Below are 19,403 nucleotides of genomic sequence, written 5' to 3' on the forward strand. Positions count from 1 at the left end.
AGCCGTGTAGTATATAAATCACAAGCTAAGGGGAGAGATTCAGATGAAAAAAAGAAAAGCGAAGCTGCCGTTATTGCTGGCTGCCGTTATGCTGCTTACCGTAATACTGGCTGCATGCAGCTCGAACAACGGGAATGCGCCAAGCAACGGCAAAGCAACGAACGCGCCTTCCGGGGAATCCGGCGAGAAGCTGGAGGATGAGGTGACGCTCAAGTTCTATTTCGGCGGGGATAAAAAAGCGGCTACGGACGAGGTATGGTCCAAAGTCAGCGAATACGTAAAGGCGAAGGGCTTGAACGTGAAGTTCGACATCAACTTTATCCCGTTCGGTGATTTCAAGGAAAAAATGCTCGTTATGGCTGCTTCGGGCGATAACTGGGATATGAACTTCGACGGCGATTGGCTGTCGTACAAGCAGATGGCTGCCAAGGGCTCGTACATGGCGCTAAATGATCTGCTTCCGGAATTTGCGCCTAATCTGATGAAGAAATATGAGGAGCAGGGCACGCTTGCTGCCGCTACCGTAAACGGCAACATCGTTGGCCTCCCTTGGACGATGAAGATGAACGAGCGCAAGTTCACTGGCTGGCGCTCCGACCTTGTTGAAAAAGCTGGCCTTGATATTCCGGCTGGTTCGATTAAGACAATCGAGGACGTTGACCGCTTGCTGCGCGAGCTGAAGAAGGCTTACCCGAACGAGAGAATTTCACGGACGCCGCCCGTATCGCTCATTATGATCCGCGACGAGTGGGTTGATCTTAACTTCCACGGACTCGGCTTCTACTTGGCTGACGACAAAATTACGGTACAAGCGGTGGAACAGCAGCCTTTCTACCTGGAGGCGGCAAAGCTGGCAAAGGTGTGGTATGACGATAATCTGATTAATAGAGACGCAATGATCGATAAGTCAGACGAAGCGGCTGAGTGGAGAAACGGCAAAAAACTGTTTACGGTTACTTCCCATGAATGGGTAAGCGCGAATCCAGGCTTCTCCGATCCAGCATTCAAAATGGAATCGGCTGAACTGTATCCAGACAAACGCTTTGTTAACCGTACGGCGCTTGCTAACGTTGTTGCGATCAACCGCAATTCCAAAAATCCGGAGCGCGTGCTTCGCCTTCTGGATATGATCGAAACAGACAAAACGCTTTATGACCTTGTGCAATACGGGATTGAAGGCAAAACCTATGTGCTGAACGGTGAAACGGCGGAGTATCCGGAAGGCATGGAAACGACGACGAGCAACTACATGGAGTGGGGCGGCCAATGGGCATTCTGGAAACCGCAATTCATGCGTCCGACCATGACGTATGGACCTGATTTCTGGGTGAAGGAAGCGGAGTTCGCAAGCAAGCCGAACAATGTGAACTCTCCGATCGACGGTCTGTTTATCGCAGAGGACAATATGAAGAACGAGATCGCCAAACGCGATACCGCAAGCGACGAGTTGAACAGACCGATTGAATTCGGCGTCGTGAAGGATGTGGAGAAGGCTGTAGCGGATTATATCGAGACACAGAAGAAGAACGGTCTGGATGTCATTATTGCCGAAACGCAAAAACAAATTGACGCATTCCTTGCAACCAAAAAATAATCATTGACCTACGAGAGAAGCCGACCTGAAGCAATGAAGGAAGGCTTCTTCTTTTAAATGAAATGAAAGCGAATACATTGTTGAAAGCTGGTGATTGGGCAGATTGATTGCCCAAGGTATGCGCATCTCGTCAAGAACAGTGCTGGTGGAGACGGAGCTGTTCCAAGGCGCGAATGGCAGGCTGCAGCCGAAAGGCGGATCAACTCGCAAAGAAGCAGCCTTACTCCTGCATCGTATGTATAACCAGCAGCCTTAATCCGCGAGCCTGGTCCCCAGGGACCAGGCTCTTTTTAATCAATGAGCCTTTTAACGAGCCTTCTTAACGAGCCTCTGAACAGGGCAGAGACTTACTGCTGCTCCGTGCAATGACTTCAAAAAAGGAGAGAGGAGGTGGTAGGATCGTCAATATTAGCTTGTTACGCGATTGCCATAACAATTAAAGGAGGAAAAGCATGTTCGCAAAAAGCAGAAAAAGTATATGGCTCATTATTTCCCTCGCTTTCGTGATCATTTCCACGCAGCTGTCATTCTCGCCATCCCAGGTTTCCGCCGCTTCAAACTTAGCACTTAATAAGCCCGTCACGGCAAGCAGTCACACGCAGGTTTATGCGGCTGCCAACGCAACGGATGGGAATCAGGCTACTTATTGGGAGGGGGCAGCAAACAGCTATCCGAATGGACTGAGAGTCGATCTTGGCAGCAGCGAGACGGTCAATCAGGTCGTGCTTAAGCTGCCGGTATCGTGGGGCTCACGCACGCAGACGCTATCGATTCAAAAAAGCGGTGACGATGCGAGCTATACAACAGTCGCAGCATCGGCGGACTACGCCTTTAGCGCAGGCTCGAACACGGTTACGATTAATTTCACAAGCACAAGCGCGAGATATTGGAAGGTAAACGTGACGGCGAATACCGGAGCGACGGGCGGCCAGATTTCGGAGCTGGAGGTATATGGGCCTTCATCGACGCCTACACCATCGCCTACTGTTGCCCCGACGGCTGTTCCAACGGCTGCGCCAAATGCGGTATCGGCCTTTGTTCAAACCGCAGCCTCTAGCTACAACAGCCAATTCGGCATCCAGCTGGAATCCTCCAGCGAGGGTGGGCAAAATGTCGCTTACGTAGACAACGGCGACTATATCGCATTCAACAACGTCGATTTCGGCAGCGGCGCATCATCGGTTTCCCTGCGCGTAGCAAGCCAAACGAGCGGCGGCAATATTGAAATTCGGCTGGACAGCGCCACGGGAACGTTGGCGGGAACCTGCGCCGTAACGGGTACGGGCGGATGGCAGTCCTGGACGACGAAGAACTGCTCTGTAAATACGATAAGCGGAGTGCATCAGCTGTATTTGAAATTTACAGGCGGAACCGGAAATCTCTTTAATGTACATTGGTTCAAATTCACAGCACCTGCGACTGGCGGCGATGTGGTCGGCAAAATATTCGCAGGCTACCAAGGCTGGTTCACTGCTGGGGGCGATGGCTCGCCACTCAACAATTGGACGCATTGGTCCAAAAACAATAACAATCTGTCTCCCAATTCGAACGTAAACGTCGAGATGTATCCGGATATCAGCGAGTATACGAAGCTGTATCAGACAAATCTCGGCAATCTGGGCAATGGACAGCCTGCCAAGCTATTTTCCTCTTATGACCAGGAAACGGTCAACAAGCATTTCGAATGGATGCAGACGTACAACATAAGCGGCGCCGCACTGCAAAGATTCGGCGCGGACGCGAGCAGCGCTCCGAACACCTGGAGGCAGAACCGCGACAGCGTTGCCGTGAAGGTGAAGAACGCAGCGGAGTCGTACGGACGGAAATTTTATGTGATGTACGATATTACGGACCTAAGTCCGACCCAGTGGGTGAACAACGTCAAAACCGACTTCACGAACAATGTAGTGGGGACGATGAATTTGACTGCATCATCCGCATACGCGAAGCAAGATGGAAAGCCCGTCATATGCATATGGGGAATCGGGTTTACCGATCGTCCCGGTACAGCAGCCGAAGCGGCTGAGCTCATAGGATGGTTCAAAAACCAAGGTTATTACGTCATTGGCGGTGTTCCTACTCATTGGCGCAACGGGAATGAAGACTCGAAGCCTGGTTTCCTAGACGTATACAAATCACTGGATATGCTATCTCCGTGGTTTGTCGGCAGATTTAGCCAACTAGCAGGAGCGGATCATTACAAAACGAATCAATGGCAGCCGGATTTTGCTTTTACGCAGGCGAACGGCATTGTTTATCAGCCTGTCATCTGGCCTGGCTTTGCGTGGAAGAATATGAAAAACGGGCCGATCAACGAAATTCCTAGGCTGCACGGGGATTTCATGTGGCGCCAGGCTTATAATCTAAAAAGTCTAGGCGTCAATACGGGGTATATTGCGATGTTCGACGAATATGACGAAGCGACTGCCATTGCCAAAGCGGCGGCAAACAGCTCGATGATCCCGAACAACCAATATTTTCTTACCCTTGATGCCGACGGCGTTGCCGTATCGTCTGATTTCTATTTGCGCTTAACCGGCGATATTGCAAGGCTGTTCAGCAATGAAATACCGCTTACCGCGAATCACCCGACCAGCCACCAATAAACAGACTCTCGAGTTACATGAAAAGGCGTGCCTAACTAAGGCTGTTGCAATGCATTCAATTGCAGCAGCCTCTAGCAGGAACGCCTTTTTTTCAAATATATATGAACGTATCTGTTTCACACGATAAAGCATTCTCCTATTTCTACGAGAAGCGGATACCTTCCTCTTGCAGAGGATGGCGAAGCCGTTTCTTCTTGTATATACTAGTAAGAACTGACGGAGAGGGGCTATTACATGGGCACGATCAAGCATATCATCTTTGATTTTGACGGAACGCTGGCGGACACTTGGCCGGTTATGTATATGGCTGTTGCAGGCGTATTCCGCCGACATGACAGGCGCGAAATATCGATTGAGGATATTTATGCCGTGGCTGGGCCGACAGAGCTGCAAATTATCGAAACGCATCTTCGCAATCGCGAGCAGGTCAAGGCTGCAGTCAGCGAATTTTTGACGGATTACGAGCAGCATCACGATGAGCTGGTAGAACGCAGCTCGGCGATTGCGGAGCTGCTGCGCACACTGCGGGAAGCAGGCTTTGGCTTAGCCTTGTTTACTGGGAAGTCGCGGAGAACGCTTGACATTTCACTCGAAAAGCTGCGCTGGGAAACTGAATTCGACCATATCATTACCGGTGACGACGTCGAGAAGCGCAAGCCTTCCGCGGAAGGCATTCATCGTATACTGGACAAGCTCGGCTGGTCGCGTGAACATACCATATTCGTTGGCGACAGCAATGATGATATGCTGGCTGGCCAAGAAGCAGGCATGCGTACCTTCGCAGCGCAGTGGATGTCGATTGTGCAGGACAAGCATTACCTTGTCGAACCGGAGCGCATATTCAGTGACATTGGCGCATTTCAGGCATTTGTTTTGTCACAAGCTCAATAATTGCAGTTCAGCTTTAGTTGTTCGAGGGTCATGATATGGACAATGAATCATTCCGCTTAAATCGGATTAACCGCCAATCATATTCCTAACAACAAATGGCCAAAGAAGCGTTCCTTCGCGAGGGAACGCTTCTTTGGCGTATATAAAGCACGCAGAGGGGGACAATCGTAAGAGGATAATAGGCATAGAAGGAGAAGCGAGCATGGATTCATTCATACAGGAAATAAGAGATTCACTTGGCGACAATGACGATTTTTTTTTCCAGCAGGAGAAGATCGGCAGAGCCAGCGTCATCTTAATGGGTTTCATTTCGCTTATTGATTTGACTAGAACGAAAGAAGCGCTTCACGCTAATATGGACAATTGGAAACCGGATCGAGACGATGCTTCATCCATGATGGAGGCTATCGGAGAAGTTAGGGAAATGGATCTGAGCGAAGCGATCACGATGTTCATGGACGGTAAATTAATTGTCTTTTTTGAGAGTGAGCGCATATTGGTTTTGGCAGAAGCCTATCCGAGCCTGCTGAATCGCGCGGTGGAATCGCCTACGAACGAGAACGTGCTTCAAGGGGCAATTAGCTCGTTTATCGAGGATATCGACACCAATATCGGTATGGTTAGGAAACAAATCGTTTCTCGACATGTCAAGGTGAGAAGCTTCTTGGCAGGCTCTTTGTGCCATAAAAAGCTGTCCCTCGTTTATGATGAGAGCCATGCGGATTCCAAGCTGGTGGCGAAAGTCATTAAACAAATCGAAAGCAGCAGCGACAAAGAAATCAATAATTTGCAAAACTTAACGAAAGCACTCGGACTATCCGCATGGTCATCCGTTCCCAAATTCAACACGACCGAATTGCCGGAAGAGGTTGCAGGCGCCTTGATCAAGGGCAGGGTCATCCTGTTTATTGACCGCATGCCGTTCGGTCTTATATTGCCTAACCTGATCTGGGATATGTTCTCGCTGGAAAATGACCGTAATTACCCGCTCCCTCTCATGATCGTTATCCGGCTTCTCCGCGTAGTCGGGGTGCTTACGACGCTGATTGCACCGGGACTCTATGTTGCGCTCGTAGCGGTAAATCCGGAGGTGCTTCGGATCGAGCTGGCGTTAACGATTGCGCAAAGCCGTGAAGGCGTGCCTTATCCGGCTATCGTGGAGATGATATTCATGCTTATCATCCTGGAGCTTATTATCGAAGCGAGCACGAGATTGCCCAAAAGCATCGGACCGACCATCACCATGGTCGGAGGCATTATTCTCGGCCAAGCGGTCGTAACGGCCAAGCTGGTCAGCAATTTGTTGATTATAATTTTGGCGGCTACGACGATATCGAACTCGACAGTGGTCGGTTTTCAGAACTCGTTGGCCATTCGCTTATTTAAATATGTAATCGTCATTATGTCCGCGATGTATGGAGTGCTGGGCTTGCTCGCGGGGCTGGTGCTGATATGCGCTTATCTATCAAGTTTGAGCACCTTCGGTATTTCCTATTTGAATATAAGCATGAATAAGGGTGAATCGGGAAATGGATAAAAGCTTGCATGTCGTTTTGATGTATGGTTTGACTCAGCTTGGGTTTATCTTTTTCTTCTACTCCGGAGATATCATTTCCAGTACGACTGAGGGACATTGGTTAGCCATCGTTATAGGTCTCGTGCTCAACTTGGTTATGGTTTGGCTCTATATGAAAGGGCTTGGTTATTTCCCGAAGCAAGACATTATAAGCATTTATAGTGCGGTAGGAAAGTGGGCGGCCGTATTATTTCTTCTGCCGCTTGTCTTCTTCCTTTTCATTACCAATATCATCACGATTCGGGCTTTCTCGGAGGTGATTACGCTCGTCTTTCTTGCCAACACGCCTTTATGGGCGATTATGGCGCTTATCATCACGCTTTCAGGTTATATTGCGCTTAATGGCGTCGAGTCCATCTTTCGAACGGGCGTTTTACTTGCTATATTGTTTCTGCCAGTCATTTTGTTCACGATCTGCATCTCGTTTCAAAACGTGGACTTCCGCTATTTCTTCCCGGTCATGGACGAAAAGTTTTCTTTTCTGGCCAGGCCTCCCTATTGGCATAGCTTCGCCGCATTCGCTGGGAGCTTCCTGTTTCTCGGCTTCATACAGCCTTATGTAGCTTACCGTCCCAAATATGTATTAATGACGGTAGCCGCGCTAGTCCCTTTTTATTTCATTGCGGTGTACGTCCCGCTCTTTACGTTCGGGCAAGCAACAGCCTCGACATTTAAATTTCCCTTTATTGTGCTCATGAGCACGATACATATCAACTGGCTGATGTTTGACCGGATTACGATGTTTTTGCTCCTTTGCTTAGTCACCTTCACGATGCTGTTTATTTCGATGGTGCTATGGAAGCTCAGCCAGGTTCTGCATCGCTGCTTGCCAAAGGTAAAGCCTAGTTATTTCGTCATTGCGATTGCCGCTGCTAATTTCATAGGCTGCCTGTTTATTACAAACTGGGATGAGATTCAATCGCTTGTGATGTGGAACACGATGCTGCGATTTTTTGTGATGGTTGGCATTCCATGCTCCATTTGGCTGCTCGGAATTCGTGCTAAAAGGATGATTAAAGATGAGGGCGCTTAAGCTGCTGGCCGCTGCGATGATGGTTATTACTCTCAGCGGGTGCTGGGACAATATCGATATTAACCACCGCGTATTGCCAGTCGTGATGGGCGTATCCAAGCATGACGGCGAATACTTAATTTATTTGCAAATTCCCGAACCGATGCAGAACACGACGCAGATCAAAATCGTGAAGGGAAAAGGCAGCACGATTAATCATGCCGTGGATGATATTAGCGCCAATCTGGAGGATCGTGTCGATTTGCTCCATGTCAAAGTCATCGTGCTGGATAAAAAATATGCAGAAGCAGGCTTAGAGGATACTATTTCCGACTTTATGAGAGGCAGAGATGTTTCCCCCAAGACACTTGTGACGATCTGCGATGAGGATATGGACCATTTTTTTTCTTTGGTCAAAAAGAAAATGGGTCCCAAAGGGACAACATTGTATGATTTTTTTGAAAAAAACGCAGGCTGGAACCCGCAAATTGCGCTAACGAGGGTTTGGGAGGTTTACCGCAGCATTCACTCGTATACGCGCGACGTAGCGGTTCCGATCATACGATCTGGAGATACCACAGTCGTTCAGCACATCGGCTCCGCCGTTATTAGAAAAGGCAAAATGGTCAGTCAGATTAATTCGGAGGAGACGCTGCTCTTTAACGCTTTTCAACGCGAGAGTACACAAGGGAAAATAGAAGTCATGCATCACGCCAGTGTCCTTGTGATCGGCAATTCGCTTGAGGTGCATAGTCAAATGGATGGCCAGACTCCGATCCTCAGATGCAAGCTCAAGCTAAAGGTCGTTATATTGGAAACGAAGGAGCATCCTACAAGCGACATGATCATGAAAGAGCTTAACGAAGGACTAACTCATCAGTTCAATCATATGTTTGCTAGGCTTCAAGGCAGCGGAGCGGATATTCTAGGGACAGGGCAATACTTCCGCAGCAAAATTCCACGATCAGAGCTGAAGGATTGGCGTACGGCGTTTTATCCCAAGCTGAAGCTTGACCTGCAAGTGCAGACAATTATTGAGAATACGGGATTTCTCGAGCTAAGCTGATGCGGGATGCCTGTCATTTGCCGTTCAGTCTGGCCGAGCTGTCCGTAAGCTGCCCAGCTTTGCGCTTTGTGAATGTTTTCCTCCAGCTTGCGGATAGTGCGGAATTTGCAAGCAGTTGATCAATGCCTTCGTTATTTTGCTTGTCCATGTGCATGATGCGGTTCGCGAATGATACCGTTAGGGAAGCGTCTGGATGGCGTTCGATTAAGGTAAGCTCTGCTTGATTCGGTACGAAGCCTTCTTGAAGCACGCGGAAATAATAACCGGTGAAACCTGTCGTTTGAACCAAAAGCGGGAGAGTGGGCATATTAAATTTAATGGAAAGCTTGAAGCAGGGCTGCCTAGGCTGGCTCACTTGGACGATCGCATCGCCTAATCGGAAAATGTCTCCTATGCATAATTGGGATTCAAGCATGCCCTTTGTTGTGAGATTCTCGCCAAAAGCTCCTGGGCTCAGCTGGGCTCCGAGCTCGCTCTCCCAATATGCATAATGCTCGATGGGATATACGCAGACTGCTTTGTCCGTACCGCCATGATGCTCCAAATCCGCTTGTCCGTCCCCCTCGAAGTTCAGCTTTGATAAAAAGGCATGGTGAAGGACGGGGTGTTTGTAGATGGCTGTCCGGACATCTTTATTTTTATGCTCCACGACAATAGGTTGGCCTACATTTAACGATAGAATGGCAGCTGTATCGGCGAGCGTTGATTGCATCGAATTCCCTCCTGCGATAACGTTATAGGTTGATTTTTTCTCTCGAACATAGTATCGTTCATGTCAAAATCGAGATGCCAGATCTTAATAACAATCGGGAGCTGACGAGAGACGTGGACTTGAAGCAATTAGAATATTTCATGGGCGTATGCAAGGAATTGCATTTCACAAGAGCCGCAGAGAAGCTGGGAATCTCGCAGCCTTCACTGAGCCAGCAAATTCGCATTCTTGAGCATGAAATGGGGTTGCCCTTATTTGATCGGATCGGCAAAAAAACAGTCATTACCGAAGCCGGCCATATCCTTCTGAAGCACTGCTATAATCTGTTCCATGAGCTCGATCAGGCACGTTTGGCAATCGGTGAGCTTCAAGGATTGAAAAGAGGATTGTTGAAAATCGGCGCGCTGCATTCCGTCATGAACCGCTTGCTGCCGCCTGCCATTATGGCTTTCCACCGCAGCTATCCGCAGGTCGAACTCGTGCTCTCTGGTCTTCGTCATGGAGAAATTATCGACAAGCTGCTGCATAATGAGCTGGATTTGGGCATCATTTATTATCCGGTATCCCATGAAGAACTGCAAATGACCTATCTGTACGAAGAGAGGCTCGCCCTTGTCGTTCCCAAAGCACATGCGCTGGCAAGCTTGCGGGAAGCGAAGCTGGAGGATCTTGCCGACATTCCGATGGTGTCTCTGCAGCAAGCCTATTATCTTAGGCAGTACCTGGACCAGCTATTCAGGCAAAATCATATGGTAACTCGAATCGTCATGGAGCTGAACACGTTTGACAGCTTGATCAGCATGGTGAGCGAAGGGGCGGGAGCGGCTATTCTGCCCTCCTCCTATTTGAACCAGCTGAACCAAAACGCTATCCGAACGATTCCCCTCGCGGAGCCGTCAATGACGGTAAAGATCGGAATTGCTCACCGGCGCAACAAATATTTATGCACAGCGAGCAAGGTGTTTATGGAACAGATCTCATCTACAGCGATCGCAGCGATATAAACAGTGGCAGCCAAGGACGTTATCGGTCCGAGGCTGCCGTTTATATGTTAAGCAAGCTATGCAGCTAAAAGATGGTCATCAGGCTCGCCTATGCTGCGATTAGCCTTTTTTAACGTCCTCCATGCTAGCACCGAAGTTGATATGGTATACGATGCCATCAATGACGACTGCGGGCACGGATTTAACGCCTGCTACCTCCGCTTCGCGGATGCGATCCGGCTGCGTGCCTAGATGAACGATTTCAGGCTGAACTTTATTCACATCCAAGTAGCTGAGAAAGGTTTGCTCGGCTTCGATGCAAACGGGACATCCTGCGTGATAAAAAGTTGCTTTTGACATAATAGAACCTCTCCTTTTGTTTGTGTGTATGTTGTTGCAGCGCTGCTACATGTCTGATTATATAGCGATGCAAAAGCGACAACAATTCCTAATATCGTATGATAACGATAGGCTGAGCCTATCATTCGCAAGGAGAGGGAGAAGGCGAAGCTGACTTTGTAACGTAATGGCTAATAATAGGACAGAAAGTTTAAGGATGCCTCATTTGGAACGCTTCATCATTCGCTTACACTATACGTGATACAAAAAAGGGATGGTGAGGGCATGGCGAAAATAACGGGAATTTCCTGCATACGCACGCGTAAAAACGGCACTTGGACGATCGTGAAGGTTCAGACGGACCAAGACGGACTATATGGGATCGGATCAGCTTCCGATGTTTACAATCCCGAGGCCGTGGTACAGGTTATCGAGCAATTGCTGGCGCCGCTGCTGATCGGCAAGGACGCAGCTAATATTGAGGATTTATGGCAGACGATGTATATGAGCGGCTATTGGAGGAACGGTGCGATTCTGCATACTGCAATCGGCGGCATCGATATGGCTTTATGGGATATTAAAGGCAAGGAAGCGGGATTGCCGATCTATCAGCTGCTGGGGGGAGCCAGCCGTGCTGCTGTTGCCTGTTACGGGCATGCTGGAGGTTCGGATATCAGCGAGCTGAAGGAAGATGTGCAGCGGTATATGGAGGAAGGTTATTCGGTTATTCGCGTTCAAATGGGCGGCTACGGGGGAGGCGGCTTCATTGGCGCTGACAAAGCGAATCTTCCCGAGCGTCCATGGACGAGTGGCCCTGTCTTTGACGAGCATGCGTATTTGAATGCCATTCCGGCTATGTTCGAGCAGCTTCGGGTAACATTCGGGATGGGCATCCAATTCACGCATGACGTGCATGAGCATCTCTCTCCGATTCATGCCATTCAGCTGGCAAAGCGCGTCGAGCCGTATGGCTTGTTTTTTCTGGAGGACGCGCTGGCTCCCGAGCAGATCGGCTGGTACCGGCAGTTGCGTCAGCAAAGCGCGACGCCGCAGGCGGTAGGCGAGCTGTTCGTTAATCCGCAGGAGTGGACAGAGCTAGTTAAGGAGCGGCTCATTGACTTCATCCGAGTCCGCGTCTCCAAGGCTGGCGGCATCAGTGCGTGCCGTAAGATTGCTGCGCTATGCGAAGCTTTTGGCGTACGGACAGCCTGGCAGGAAGGCGGGGAGAACGATCCGGTCAATCAAGCAGCCGCCGTGCATTTGGATATGGCGATCTGGAATTTCGGAATCCAAGAGGTCAACCACTTCAAGCCGGAGGAGCTGGATGCCTTCGAAGGGCATGTCGTAAGGAAAGGCGGTTACTTGTATCCTTCCAACAAGCCGGGACTTGGCATAGAGCTGGATGAGCTGAAAGCACGGCTGCTCGTCGGCGAAGACTGGAACCGGTCAGCCTATCATAATCCTTATCATCTAGACCGCAAGGCGGACGGCACTTTGGTACGTCCGTAACTATAAGCGACATACGGAGGGGTTATTCAGCATGAAGACGATTGCAGTAACGGGTGGAAGCGGAAAGCTTGGGTTCGCGGTTATTCAATCGCTGCAGCAGCAGGGCTATCAGGTTGTGTCTTTGGACAACCAGCGATCGAATGAGCTGCGCTGCAAGCAGGTAAAGGTAGAGATGAGCGATTTCGGGCAGGTCGTGGCTGCGCTTCATGGTGCGGATGCCATCATTCATTTGGCGGCTATTCCCGCGCCGCTCTTTCACACTACCCCGTATATCTTCGCGAACAATACGATTGCGGGCTATCATATTTTGGAAGCGGCTTCGATTCTCGGCATTCGCAAGGTCGTCATGGGCTCAAGCGAATCCTCCTATGGCTTTGCTTGGGCTCCGCAGCCCTTCGATCCCGATTATTTGCCGCTCGATGAGGAACACCCCCAGCAGCCGCAGGAATGCTACGGTTTATCCAAGGTAGTGAACGAGCTGACCGCTGAGATGTTCGACCGCAGAAACGGGCTGCAGACGATCTCGCTTCGCTTCTCCATGATAACGAAGCCTGACGATTACAAGCATCTTTCGGTCAGGAAGCCGGAAGCGTTTAAAAATATTATGTGGAGCTATATCGATATACGTGATGCTGTAAGCGCATGTATCGCGGCATTGCAAGTCGAGGACCGCGGGGCGATCAGCCTCAATATTACGAGCAGCGATACGCTTAGCGACTGGGAAACTTTGCGGCTGCTAGAGAAATTTTATCCAGAGGTTGCGGATCTTCGCAGCTCCTTTGAGGGGCGGACCGCCATTGTGAGCAATCGATTGGCGCAGGACGTGCTCGGCTGGCGTCCCAAGCATTCTTGGGCAGATACCGCAGAACCAAGTCAGCAGGTTTAGAAGCAATAGGAGGAGATGGCAAGCAAGACTGCCTTTTCCTCTTTTTTTGTGCTTGGAGGAGCAACGTGGTCGTGATCGTTATTTATGATAGGTTGCAAATGCAAATCAAGCTAATACGTAAGCGCTTACTTAAAACGGGCGCAAGATCATGACAATTAACCTTTACAGGCTAAATTTTGACTGTAAAAGAAAATATCGCCTCATATTTGCCGCAAGCGCGATGCGTTAACATTAGTGGTAGCAAGAGGAAGAAAAAAGTAACGAGAGGTGAGTGTGGGTGGGAAGCATTACGTTCAGCCATGTCTACAAGCACTATAAAGGGGAGTCGCGTCCGGCGGTCAACGATTTCCACCTTTCGATTGAGGAAGGAGAGTTTCTGGTGCTCGTCGGTCCGTCCGGCTGCGGCAAATCGACAACACTAAGAATGCTCGCGGGCCTAGAGGAAATAACCGAAGGCGACTTGTACATTGATGAGAAGTTCGTGAATTACGTCTCGCCTAAAGATCGGGACATTGCGATGGTATTTCAGAATTATGCCCTTTATCCCAATCTGACCGTATACGAGAATATCGCGCTCGGGCTTAAGCTCCGCAAAACGGCGAAGCATGAAATCGAGCTGCGAGTAAATCGCGTCGCCAAAATATTAGAGATTTCCCATCTGCTGGAGCGCAAGCCAAGCCAGCTGTCAGGCGGGCAAAAGCAGCGCGTGGCGCTTGGACGCGCCATTGCCAGGGAACCGCAGGTGTTTCTCATGGATGAGCCGCTGTCCAACCTCGATGCCAAGCTGCGCGCCCAAACCCGTGCAGAGATTATCAAGCTTCAAAGCGACCTGAAGCGGACGATGGTTTACGTGACGCATGACCAGGTGGAAGCGATGACGATGGGGACGCGGATTGTCGTCATGAAGGACGGCGTCATCCAGCAGGTTGCACCGCCGCGCCAGCTCTACGATGAGCCCGCCAACCTGTTTGTAGCCGGATTTATCGGCTCCCCGCAAATGAATTTTTTGGAAGGCAGTCTCGTGCGGGAGGAAGGAAGCTATTATTTCCTGAACAAACGGCTGAAGCTGCTTGTTCCTGAACGGTATTATCGACATTTCACAGCAAAGCCGGGCTCGCTTCGCAATTGCGTGATGGGCGTACGCCCGGAGCATGTGCAGCTGAAGCGCGAGGAGCAGGGAATGCAGGAAGATGCGTTCTCGCGCTGCTTGGTCGAGATGACAGAAGTAACAGGCGCAGACTCCTATGTGTATGTCAAGGTTGGCGAGAAGACCGTGATCGGGAGAACGGAGCCCGAGACCGTGTATGAGAAGGAAGAAAAGCTGGTCATCGGCTTCAACATGAACAAGGTTCACTTTTTCGATGAGGAAACCGGAGTATCGTTGGCTGCTGGAGGAACGGAAGCATGAAGAGGATGAGGATGCTGAGCACCTTGCTTCGTTTGACTCTGGCTCTAGCGCTCTTATTCGCAGGCTTGCGCTGGATAACGGCAGGCGAGCCGGTCCTGCATGCAACCTCCGTCAGCACGGAGAAGCTGTTATCCTTCGAGAGCAAGCCGGAGGAGCTGCCTTACGCGAAGCTGATGCTGGAGCAGCCGGATGCAGCAGCGGTCGATGAAGCCTTGGAACCGATTGCGATCGAAGCGGCGGAGTTTGCAGCGGCGGCGGACGAGGCGGTTCTCCATAAGGATGCCGAGGAGCAGGGAGCTATCCGATGGGAGAATGAGCAGGGCTGGATCGAATGGGCTTTCCAGGCGCCTAAGTCCGGCTGGTATGAGCTGCATTTCGATTACAAGCCGCTTGCGGGAGGGAATGCCTCCGTCGTACGCGGCGTCCAGATTGACGGGCAATATCCGTTCGTCGAATCTGGTCGCATCGAGCTGGAACGGCTGTGGAAGGATTCGAAATTCCCGTATGACCGCAATGAAATCGGCCAGCAAATTAGACCGCCTCAGCAAGAGCTGGAAGGGTGGAGCATGAAGGCGGCAAGCGTACTATCCGCGTCATCGGAGCCGCTGCTCTATCGCCTGGAGCAGGGCGAGCATCGCTTGCGGCTGGTTGGCGTGAGAGAGCCGGTTGCCCTACGAGCGATCACTTTCAAGCCGAAGGAAGGCATACCGGATTACGAAACCTACAAGCGCTTACATCCAAACGAAGAAACGCAGGCAGCGGGTACAGGGCAAGCAGGCTGGTCCAGCGTTATTGAAGCGGAGCAGTTCAAGCAGAAGTCTAGCTTGGCCATCCAGACGGATTTTTGGTCGGAGCCGTACATTTCGCCTGACCCAAAGGGACGGATTACCTATAACGTGCTTGGCGGGCAAAGATGGCGGCTGCCGGGAGAATGGGTCGAATGGGAGCTCAATGTGCCAGGCGACGGCTGGTATGAATTGGACCTCAAAACGTTCCAAAACTATCGAAACGGCTTCGAGGCATACCGGACGATCTCGATCGACGGAAAAACACCTTTCAAAGAGCTGCTTCATTACGGCATTCCGACAGAAAAAGAATTCGTAATCGGAACGCTTGCGAGCGAGGAAGGGACGCCATTTCGCTTTTATCTCGAAAAGGGATCGCACACGCTTCGCATGACAGTCGATTCCTCGATGGTCCAGCCGGTCTATCTGGCGCTGAAGGAGACGCTGGGCCAGCTTGCCGCATTCGACCGCCATATCCGGCTGTTGACGGGCAATTACAGCAAATCGGGCTTTGATGCCAATACCGATTCAACGCGGACATGGGATATGCGCAGGCTTGAACCGGATGTCGAACAGAAGATGACAGGCATTGTGACCCAGCTCACCGATATCCGCAATTATATAAACGGATTGAACAAAAAGGATTCCGATTTGGCGGAAGCGATTAAGGGCTCCGTCGCCATCCTTGAGGAAATGCTCGAGGATGTCAACGAAATTCCGAACAAAATCAATGACTTCTCTACGATTCAGAATAATATCGGAACTTGGATGGCGACGCTGACGCAGCAGCCGCTGCTGCTGGATTACATCGTTGTGCGTACGCCGGAAGCGGAGACGGGCCTTAAGACGGCAAGCACGCTGTCCCGCATCCCTTATTCGATTGCCGATTTCGGACGCTCCTTCTACATGGATTACGATACACGCAAGCATAACCGCAAAGAGGCGCTCACCATTTGGGTGCAGCGCGGTCGCGATTACGTGGAGCTGCTGCGCGAGATGGTCGATCAGGACTTCACGCCGCGAACGGGGATTGAAGTCAATATTAACCTGATGACGAATCCCAATATGCTCATACTCGGCAATGCAGCCGGGGATGTGCCGGATCTTGCACTTGGCGTGGGTGAATCGACGCCAGCCGACTTTGCCATGAGGGATGCCGCGCAGGAGCTATCCGGATTTCCCGGTTTCGAAGCAGTGTTTGATCGGTTTATTCCTGGAGTAAGCCGCTCGCTTAGCTATGACGGAGGCATATATGGTCTGCCGGAAGTGCAAAACTTCCAAATGCTTTTTTATCGGACCGATATATTGGAGGGCCTGCATTTAAAGGCGCCGGATACGTGGGAGGATGTATTCGACATCTTGCCGACGCTTCAGGAAAACGGAATGACCATGAACTATCCGAAAAGCGACTACTCCACTCTATATTTCCAGAACGGGGCAGAGGCTTATACGCCGGATGGACTCAAGGGAACGCTTTCCAGCGATGCCGGACAGCAGGCGTTCAACCGCTGGACCGAGCTTTACCGCAAATATAATCTGCCCATCGATATTCCGGCGTTTTTCCAGCATTTCCGCGACGGCGATATCCCGATCGGCATCTCGGACTTCAATACGTACGTGCAGCTGCTCGTTGCAGCTCCGGAAATTACGGGGCATTGGAAGATCGCGCCGCTTCCGGGCATGAAGCAGAGCGACGGCGAAGTGGCGCGCTGGTCGCCGCAGGGCATCTCCGCAGCGATGATGATGAAGAAAAGCGAACGGAAGGACGATGCATGGGCCTTCCTTGAGTGGTGGACATCCGAGAATGTACAGTCCCAATATGCGAAGGACATCGAATCGTTTTATGGCATCGAGTTCCGATGGAACACGGCCAATACCGATGCGATGAGAGCGCTAACCTGGCCGAGCGAGGACTTGGCAGCGCTTCAGGAGCAGGCAAGGTGGGCGAAAAACATGCCTTACGTACCCGGCTATTACTTCCTGACGCGCGAGATGGAATTTGCATGGAACCGAACCGTAATGGAGGGAATTCCGGCGCAGGAATCTCTGGAGCAGGCGCAGCTGTCGCTGCAGCGGGAAATGGACCGGAGGCAGGGCAACTTCGGCATTAAGGCCGGCGATGATCTTCATATCCCGCAAATTACGAAACCTTACGAATGGGAGGAACCGCAGAAATGAATACGCAGCTTGCTCCCAGCCTAGAGAGGCCGAAGTCAAAAGCGACGGCGATACGGGCCAAATGGAATCGGTTCTGGCGTGAGATGCGGCGCGATGCCTTTGTTTATTTGTTTCTTGCGCCGTTCCTCATTTGTTTCCTGCTCTTCATCGTCATTCCGGTCATTATGGCAGCGACGCTCGGCTTTACGTCTTATGACGGATTCGGCTCGCTGCACTTTATCGGGCTAGCCAATTATATCAGCTTGTTCACGCAGGATATCATTTTCCTGACGAAGGCCATTCCGAATACGTTTCTGTTCGCGCTGATCGTTGGACCCGGCGGCTATATTCTGGCTTTTGTGTTCGCATGGCTCATTCACCAGCTGCCGATCCGCATTCGCGATTACTACACGCTTGCCTTCTATGCCCCTTCGATGGCGGGAGGAGTTGCTTTGTCGGTCGTCTGGATCGCTGCCTTCAGCGGCGACCGCGTCGGTTATTTCAACAACTTCCTGCTCGGAATGGGCTGGATCGACAGCCCGGTCATTTGGCTGCAGGACCCGAAATATTTGCTCAACATTATGATCATTGTGTCGCTATGGGTAAGCTTCAGCGTCGGCTTTCTCGCCATGCTGGCCGGACTTCAGACGGTGAACCGCGAGCTGTATGAGGCAGGGCGAATCGATGGCATTTCCAGCAGGCTGCAGGAAGTGTTCTACATTACGATCCCGTCGATGAAGCCGCAGATGCTGTTCAGCGCCGTTATGTCAATCGTCGGCACGCTGAAGGCAGGAGGCATTTCCACCCAGCTTACGGGGATGGCGATTACGCCCTCTTACTCTGGGCATTTGATCATCAACCATATCGATGATTACGCTTTTATCCGTTTCGAGCTCGGTTATGCATCCGCGGTCTCGGTTATGCTGCTTATCTTCAGCTATTTCGCCATGAGATTCGCTTACCGGCTGTTCGGATCAAAGGAGGAGCTGTAAACGATGCTTCGGAAATTTCGCAACATAACGCCGTTTCAAGTCATACTCGTGACCGTATTTACCGCGCTTGCCGCATTCATGTCACTGCCGATCGTCTTCATACTCAACCATGCGTTCAAGCCGCAAAATGAGCTGTTCCTGTTCCCGCCGCAGTTTCTCGTTCAGAATCCGACGATGCGCAATTTCGAATCGCTCATTCTCCATGCGTCGAATGCCACGGTTCCGTTCACGCGGTATTTGTTCAACAGTCTTATCGTTGCGGGGCTAACGCTTGGCGCTGTCATTATCGTGAGCACGATGGCGGGGTACGTGCTAGCCAAATATCAGTTCCATTTCAAACAGCTGATCCTTGCGCTCATTACTTTATCCTTGATGTTCGCACCGGAGACGGTCGGTATACCGCGGTATTTGATCATAAGCGGGCTAGGCATTAACAATACGTATTTCGGCCATATCCTGCCCGCACTGGCTTCACCGATCGCGGTGTTCATGCTGGTCGGCTTTATATCCCAAATTCCAGGCGAGCTGCTGGAGGCAGCGAAGATTGATGGCGCAAGCCATTTCGGCATATTCGCAAAAATCGTATTGCCGTTGTCCACGCCAGCCATAGCGACGATCTCCATTTTCACTTTTCAAGGCGTGTGGGGCGACGTGGAAACCTCCACGCTGTTCATGCAGGAGGAAACGATGAGGACGCTGGCCTTCTATGTCAACAGCTTGCTGAGCGGGCTTCAAAACAGCGTATCAGGCCAGAATGTTGCCGCAGCCGCTGGACTGCTCATGTTCGTGCCCAACCTTATTATATTCCTGCTCTTCCAGCGAAGAGTGCTCGAGACGATGGTTCATTCCGGCATCAAGTAATTCCATTAAGCAAAGGAAGTCGTAAC

The 19,403-nt window shown here is 50.9% G+C and carries 16 protein-coding genes; 14 read left to right on the forward strand and 2 right to left on the reverse strand.

Annotated features, from left to right (window positions below):
* Positions 1–43: 43 nt before the first annotated feature.
* The 7 genes from FHS16_RS01785 to FHS16_RS01815 all read left to right on the forward strand — a co-directional run bounded on the left by FHS16_RS01785 (position 44) and on the right by FHS16_RS01815 (position 8,745).
* Positions 44–1,594: an extracellular solute-binding protein gene (locus tag FHS16_RS01785; protein WP_183558027.1), complete on the forward strand. Its 1,551-nt coding sequence runs from the start codon at positions 44–46 to the stop codon at positions 1,592–1,594.
* A 103-nt stretch (positions 1,595–1,697) separates the two neighbouring features.
* Positions 1,698–1,850 (forward strand): hypothetical protein, encoded by a 153-nt coding sequence (locus FHS16_RS01790; RefSeq protein WP_183558030.1) that lies wholly within the window; start codon positions 1,698–1,700, stop codon positions 1,848–1,850.
* A 196-nt stretch (positions 1,851–2,046) separates the two neighbouring features.
* The gene (locus FHS16_RS01795; protein ID WP_183558033.1) at positions 2,047–4,200 is read left to right on the forward strand and encodes a carbohydrate-binding protein; all 2,154 of its coding nucleotides are present in this window, start codon (positions 2,047–2,049) and stop codon (positions 4,198–4,200) included.
* Positions 4,201–4,434: 234 nt separating this feature from the next.
* Positions 4,435–5,091 carry an HAD family hydrolase gene (locus tag FHS16_RS01800; RefSeq protein WP_183558036.1) on the forward strand — a complete coding sequence of 219 codons (657 nt, stop codon included), beginning with the start codon at positions 4,435–4,437 and terminating at the stop codon, positions 5,089–5,091.
* Between the two features lie 202 nt (positions 5,092–5,293).
* The gene (locus FHS16_RS01805; RefSeq protein ID WP_183558039.1) at positions 5,294–6,628 is read left to right on the forward strand and encodes a spore germination protein; all 1,335 of its coding nucleotides are present in this window, start codon (positions 5,294–5,296) and stop codon (positions 6,626–6,628) included.
* Positions 6,621–7,700 carry a GerAB/ArcD/ProY family transporter gene (locus FHS16_RS01810; RefSeq protein ID WP_183558042.1) on the forward strand — a complete coding sequence of 360 codons (1,080 nt, stop codon included), beginning with the start codon at positions 6,621–6,623 and terminating at the stop codon, positions 7,698–7,700. The genes FHS16_RS01805 and FHS16_RS01810 overlap by 8 nt, the downstream gene beginning before the upstream one ends.
* The gene (locus FHS16_RS01815) at positions 7,687–8,745 is read left to right on the forward strand and encodes a Ger(x)C family spore germination protein (RefSeq protein WP_183558045.1); all 1,059 of its coding nucleotides are present in this window, start codon (positions 7,687–7,689) and stop codon (positions 8,743–8,745) included. Before FHS16_RS01810 ends, FHS16_RS01815 begins: the two co-directional genes overlap by 14 nt.
* A gap of 13 nt (positions 8,746–8,758) precedes the next feature.
* Here the strand turns inward: FHS16_RS01815 and FHS16_RS01820 are convergent, their stop codons facing one another.
* Entirely contained in the window at positions 8,759–9,457 is a 699-nt protein-coding gene (locus FHS16_RS01820; RefSeq protein ID WP_183558048.1) for an MOSC domain-containing protein, read from the reverse strand.
* 113 nt (positions 9,458–9,570) lie between these two features.
* Between FHS16_RS01820 and FHS16_RS01825 the strand changes: the two genes are divergently transcribed.
* Positions 9,571–10,461: a LysR family transcriptional regulator gene (locus FHS16_RS01825; protein WP_183558051.1), complete on the forward strand. Its 891-nt coding sequence runs from the start codon at positions 9,571–9,573 to the stop codon at positions 10,459–10,461.
* Between the two features lie 99 nt (positions 10,462–10,560).
* On the opposite strand, the gene FHS16_RS01830 is transcribed toward FHS16_RS01825, so the two are convergent.
* Positions 10,561–10,800, reverse strand: coding sequence for a thioredoxin family protein (locus tag FHS16_RS01830; RefSeq protein ID WP_183558054.1), 240 nt, complete (start codon positions 10,798–10,800; stop codon positions 10,561–10,563).
* Between the two features lie 264 nt (positions 10,801–11,064).
* On the opposite strand from FHS16_RS01830, the gene FHS16_RS01835 reads away from it, so the two are divergent.
* The 6 genes from FHS16_RS01835 to FHS16_RS01860 all read left to right on the forward strand — a co-directional run bounded on the left by FHS16_RS01835 (position 11,065) and on the right by FHS16_RS01860 (position 19,377).
* Positions 11,065–12,288 carry an enolase C-terminal domain-like protein gene (locus tag FHS16_RS01835; protein ID WP_183558057.1) on the forward strand — a complete coding sequence of 408 codons (1,224 nt, stop codon included), beginning with the start codon at positions 11,065–11,067 and terminating at the stop codon, positions 12,286–12,288.
* Positions 12,289–12,319: 31 nt separating this feature from the next.
* Positions 12,320–13,174, forward strand: coding sequence for an NAD-dependent epimerase/dehydratase family protein (locus tag FHS16_RS01840; RefSeq protein WP_183558060.1), 855 nt, complete (start codon positions 12,320–12,322; stop codon positions 13,172–13,174).
* Positions 13,175–13,451: 277 nt separating this feature from the next.
* Positions 13,452–14,582: an ABC transporter ATP-binding protein gene (locus tag FHS16_RS01845; RefSeq protein ID WP_183558063.1), complete on the forward strand. Its 1,131-nt coding sequence runs from the start codon at positions 13,452–13,454 to the stop codon at positions 14,580–14,582.
* Positions 14,579–17,545, forward strand: a complete 2,967-nt coding sequence (locus FHS16_RS01850; protein WP_183558066.1) for an extracellular solute-binding protein — start codon at positions 14,579–14,581, stop codon at positions 17,543–17,545. The genes FHS16_RS01845 and FHS16_RS01850 overlap by 4 nt, the downstream gene beginning before the upstream one ends.
* Positions 17,542–18,516 (forward strand): carbohydrate ABC transporter permease, encoded by a 975-nt coding sequence (locus FHS16_RS01855; RefSeq protein WP_183558069.1) that lies wholly within the window; start codon positions 17,542–17,544, stop codon positions 18,514–18,516. The genes FHS16_RS01850 and FHS16_RS01855 overlap by 4 nt, the downstream gene beginning before the upstream one ends.
* Before the next feature lie 3 nt (positions 18,517–18,519).
* On the forward strand, positions 18,520–19,377 hold the full coding sequence (locus tag FHS16_RS01860) for a carbohydrate ABC transporter permease (RefSeq protein WP_183558071.1): 858 nt from the start codon (positions 18,520–18,522) through the stop codon (positions 19,375–19,377).
* The last annotated feature ends 26 nt before the right edge of the window (positions 19,378–19,403 follow it).

The organism is Paenibacillus endophyticus (genome assembly GCF_014192395.1).
In the GTDB taxonomy this organism is placed as follows: Bacteria; Bacillota; Bacilli; order Paenibacillales; family Paenibacillaceae; genus Pristimantibacillus; species Pristimantibacillus endophyticus.

Coding starts and splice junctions, on each gene's coding strand:
- FHS16_RS01785 (WP_183558027.1), top strand. CDS start 44: ATGAAAAAAAGAAAAGCGAAGCTGCCGTTATTGCTGGCTGCCGTTATG.
- FHS16_RS01795 (WP_183558033.1), top strand. CDS start 2,047: ATGTTCGCAAAAAGCAGAAAAAGTATATGGCTCATTATTTCCCTCGCT.
- FHS16_RS01800 (WP_183558036.1), top strand. CDS start 4,435: ATGGGCACGATCAAGCATATCATCTTTGATTTTGACGGAACGCTGGCG.
- FHS16_RS01805 (WP_183558039.1), top strand. CDS start 5,294: ATGGATTCATTCATACAGGAAATAAGAGATTCACTTGGCGACAATGAC.
- FHS16_RS01810 (WP_183558042.1), top strand. CDS start 6,621: ATGGATAAAAGCTTGCATGTCGTTTTGATGTATGGTTTGACTCAGCTT.
- FHS16_RS01815 (WP_183558045.1), top strand. CDS start 7,687: ATGAGGGCGCTTAAGCTGCTGGCCGCTGCGATGATGGTTATTACTCTC.
- FHS16_RS01820 (WP_183558048.1), bottom strand. CDS start 9,457: ATGCAATCAACGCTCGCCGATACAGCTGCCATTCTATCGTTAAATGTA.
- FHS16_RS01830 (WP_183558054.1), bottom strand. CDS start 10,800: ATGTCAAAAGCAACTTTTTATCACGCAGGATGTCCCGTTTGCATCGAA.
- FHS16_RS01835 (WP_183558057.1), top strand. CDS start 11,065: ATGGCGAAAATAACGGGAATTTCCTGCATACGCACGCGTAAAAACGGC.
- FHS16_RS01840 (WP_183558060.1), top strand. CDS start 12,320: ATGAAGACGATTGCAGTAACGGGTGGAAGCGGAAAGCTTGGGTTCGCG.
- FHS16_RS01850 (WP_183558066.1), top strand. CDS start 14,579: ATGAAGAGGATGAGGATGCTGAGCACCTTGCTTCGTTTGACTCTGGCT.
- FHS16_RS01855 (WP_183558069.1), top strand. CDS start 17,542: ATGAATACGCAGCTTGCTCCCAGCCTAGAGAGGCCGAAGTCAAAAGCG.
- FHS16_RS01860 (WP_183558071.1), top strand. CDS start 18,520: ATGCTTCGGAAATTTCGCAACATAACGCCGTTTCAAGTCATACTCGTG.